Raw genomic sequence first — 3,511 nt, 5'->3', positions numbered from 1 at the left:
GGGGTGGGCCGGTGAGCGTCGGGGATCTCGCGCGCGAGTTTCCGATGACGCTGCCGTCGTTCATGAAGCACGTGCGGACGCTCGAAGCGAGCGGGCTCATCCGGACGGCCAAGGCCGGGCGGGTGCGCACGTGCACGCTCAACCGGGAGCGGCTCGTCCTGCTGGACGAGTGGCTCGCGGAGCAGCGCCGGATCTGGGAGGAGCGCACCGACCGCCTCGAACAGTTCGTCACTGATGTGGAGGAGCAATGAACCCTGACCTTGATCTCGCGTTGGAGCGGGTCATCCGGGCGCCGCGCGCGGTCGTGTGGAGCGCATGGACGGATCCCGCGCGGCTTGAGCAGTGGTGGGTTCCTGCTCCCAGCCGGTGCCGGGTGGAGCGGCTGGAGCTGCGGGCCGGCGGGGCGTTCGTCACCCGGTTGAGCGACGGGGGCGAGTTCGGGCCGCACCTCGATGCCTGCTTCCTCGATGTCGAGGAGCAGCGGCGGATCGTGTTCACGAACGCGATCGACAGCACGTGGCGGCCCGCGCGGCCGGCGCCGGTCGCGATGACGGCGACGATCACGCTGGACGACCATCCGGACGGGACGGATTACCGGATGCTCGTCCGGCACGGGGACCCCGACGCCCGGGCGCGGCACGACAAGCTCGGCTTCGCCGACGGGTGGGGGACGGTCGCCGGGCAGCTCGCCGCGCTGGTGGAGGGGTCGTGAAGGTCACCGTCACCGAGTTCGTCACGCTCGACGGGGTCTACCAGGGGCCTGGGTCGCCGGACGAGGACACCAGCGGCGGGTTCGCCCGTGGCGGGTGGCTCGTCCCGCACATGGACGGGACGTTCGTCCGGCGCGCGTCTGGCTGGCTCGACCTCGCGGACGGGCTGCTCCTCGGGCGGCGCACCTACGAGGCGTTCGCGCGGGACTGGCCGCGGATCACCGACCCGGACGACCCGTTCGCCGAGCGGATGAACGCGCTGCCGAAGTACGTCGTGTCGAACACGCTGGCCGAGGGGAGCTGGGGGCCGGGCGGCGGCTGCTGAGCGGTTCCGGGGATCCGGCCGGGCTGCGGCTCGTCCGGCATGAGGCGACGGCCAAGGGCTGCTGCTGCTCGAATACGAGGCGGCCGGGCGGGCGCTGCGGGCCGAGTACGAGGGCGTCGGCGCGCTCGTCTGAGGCGGGGGCAAGTGGTGCGCTTCCTTCGGGCAAACGCCCTCAGAGCAGGGTCAATGCGGTGGAGATTCTGCGATTCGGCAGAGCCAATGATCGTTGTCCGGGGCTGGCCGGGCGGCGCGGCGGCGGGAAAGCCTGAGTCCCGGGCGGTCACGCTCCGTCATCGAACGTCCGGGAGGAAACCCGCATGACGCAGACCATGGGCCGCCAGGCCGTCGAGTACACCGAGCGCGCCTGGCAGGACGGGGCCAGGCCCGGCCAGCAGGTGTGGGGGGCGCCGCCGCCGTTCGCGCCCGATCCGAGTGACTTCGTCCTGGACGGGCGCGGGGTGCCGCCGGACCGGCGGGACACCGTGCTGCGCCGCCTCGCCGCCTATCTCGCGGACCGCCGCGACCGGATGCTCGGCTACCAGGTCACCGAGGACATGGACGCCTACCAGCGGGACATCGGGCAGTTCCTCACCAGCCACATCAACAACATCGGCGACCCGTTCCAGGAGAGCGGCTACAAGGTCAACTCCAAGGTCGTCGAGCAGGCGGTGCTGTCGTACCTCGCGCGGCTGTGGCACGGCAAGTCCTACGACCCGCGGGACAAGGACTCGTGCTGGGGATACGTCCTGAGCATGGGCTCCACCGAGGGCAACATGTACGCCCTGTGGAACGCGCGCGACTACCTCTCCGGCAAGCGGCTGCTCGGTGAGGGCGAGGGCGCCGGCAAGCAGACCGCGGTGCGGTACACCACGCCGTCCGAGGCGCCGGAGAACCCGAACGCGTACTCGCCGGTGATCTTCTATTCGGAGGACACGCACTACTCGTTCGCCAAGGCCGTCCGGGTGCTGGACCTGCCGACGTTCAGCGAGATGGGACGCGCGGAGTATCCGGACGACTGCCCGCTCGGCGGCCCCTGGCCGGACGAGGTGCCGTCCGCGCTGCCGTCCGATGGGAAGCCCGACGAGCAGTTCCCGTCGTTCGGGCCCGGGTCGGTGGACGTCGACAAGCTGGCGCAACTGGTCCGGTTCTTCGCGTCCAAGGGGCATCCGTGCATCGTCAGCCTGAACTTCGGCAGCACGTTCAAGGGCGCCTACGACGACGTGCGGGCCGTCTGCGACACGCTGCTGCCGATCTTCGCCGAGTACGGGCTGCTGAAGCGCCGGGTGCCCTACGGGGAGGACGACCATGACGTCCGGCGCGGGTTCTGGATCCACGTGGACGGCGCCCTGGGCGCCGCGTACGTGCCGTTCCTGGCCAAGGCCGCGCACGATCCGCGCTACGAGTACGTGCCGGAGGTGCCCGTTCCCGAATTCGACTTCGGGCTGACGTCCACGGCCCCCGGCTCGAACGAGGCGGTGGACATGGTGTCGTCCATCGTGGTCAGCGGGCACAAGTGGATGGGCGCGCCGTGGCCGTGCGGGGCGCTCATGACCAAGATCAAGTACCAGATGCAGCCGCCGGACAATCCGGAGTACATCGGCTCGCTGGACACCACGTTCGCCGGGTCCCGCAACGGCCTGTCCCCCATCGTGCTGTGGGACCACATCGCCCAGCACCCCGACGACCGGCAGATCGCGCTCAGCATGCACGCGCAGCGGTTGGCGTCCTACCTGGTCGAGAAGCTCAGGCGGCTGGAGCACCGGCTGGAGCACGAGTTCGGGCCCGGCGGCCTCTGGATCGCCCGCACGCCGCTGGCGATCACGGTGCGGTTCCGCCGCCCGAACCCGGCGCTGGTGGCCAAGTGGTCGCTGTCGACCGTCACCATGCGGATGCGGCCCACCGATCGGGACCCGCGCCATCTCGCGCACATCTTCCTGATGTCGTCGGTGACCGAGGCGAAGATCGACGCGTTCGTGGCGGACCTGCACGCGCCCGACGCGTTCGACCTGAGCGCCTCCCTGCCGATGGAGCTGGCCATGCCCACGGTGACGTTCGACGGCGAGAGCCTCAGCGGCGAGACCCCGTACGCGGAGCGCGGCTTCGCCTGATCGACGGGCGGCGGGGCCTCACGTCGCGGGCGTGAGGCCCCCGGTCCGTGCGCGGAAGGTGCGGCGGTAGGTGTCCGGCGGGACGCCCACCGTGCGGTTGAAGTTGCGGCGCAGGGTGGTGGCGGTGCCCATGCCGGTGGACGCGGCGATGGCGTCGATGCCGTCGTCGGTGGTCTCCAGCAGTTCTTGCGCGTGCCGGATCCGCTGGGTGAGCAGCCATTGCAGCGGCGTGGTGCCGGTGACGGCGCGGAAGTGGCGGGTCAGGTGGCGGGCGCTCATCCGCGCCTGGCGGGCCAGGTCCTCAACGGTGAGCGGCTGGTCGAGGCGTTCGAGCGCCCAGCTGTCTCTTATAAACATCTGACGCTGCC

General features: G+C 70.9%; 5 protein-coding genes. 4 read left to right on the top strand and 1 reads right to left on the bottom strand.

Going from position 1 to position 3,511, the window contains the following annotated elements; genetic code table 11:
• The 4 genes from ETD96_RS42690 to ETD96_RS42675 all read left to right on the top strand — a co-directional run.
• Positions 1 to 251: ArsR/SmtB family transcription factor (locus ETD96_RS42690; RefSeq protein ID WP_138642170.1), on the top strand; the 251-nt coding region annotated here is incomplete at its 5' end.
• Positions 248 to 712, top strand: a complete 465-nt coding sequence (locus tag ETD96_RS42685; RefSeq protein ID WP_138642169.1) for an SRPBCC domain-containing protein — start codon at positions 248 to 250, stop codon at positions 710 to 712. The genes ETD96_RS42690 and ETD96_RS42685, both read left to right, overlap by 4 nt.
• The gene (locus ETD96_RS42680) at positions 709 to 1,035 is read left to right on the top strand and encodes a dihydrofolate reductase family protein (protein WP_205719744.1); all 327 of its coding nucleotides are present in this window, start codon (positions 709 to 711) and stop codon (positions 1,033 to 1,035) included. The genes ETD96_RS42685 and ETD96_RS42680 overlap by 4 nt, the downstream gene beginning before the upstream one ends.
• Positions 1,036 to 1,352: 317 nt before the next feature.
• Positions 1,353 to 3,143 (top strand): PLP-dependent aminotransferase family protein, encoded by a 1,791-nt coding sequence (locus ETD96_RS42675; protein WP_138642168.1) that lies wholly within the window; start codon positions 1,353 to 1,355, stop codon positions 3,141 to 3,143.
• An 18-nt stretch (positions 3,144 to 3,161) separates the two neighbouring features.
• Here the strand turns inward: ETD96_RS42675 and ETD96_RS42670 are convergent.
• On the bottom strand, positions 3,162 to 3,511 hold a 350-nt coding region (locus tag ETD96_RS42670; RefSeq protein ID WP_138642167.1), incomplete at its 5' end, for a helix-turn-helix domain-containing protein.

The sequence above is a fragment of the Actinomadura geliboluensis genome, from assembly GCF_005889745.1.
GTDB lineage: Bacteria > Actinomycetota > Actinomycetes > Streptosporangiales > Streptosporangiaceae > Spirillospora > Spirillospora geliboluensis.
The sequence above is the reverse complement of the archived record's forward strand: the minus strand, read 5'-3'. Positions and strand labels throughout refer to the sequence as shown.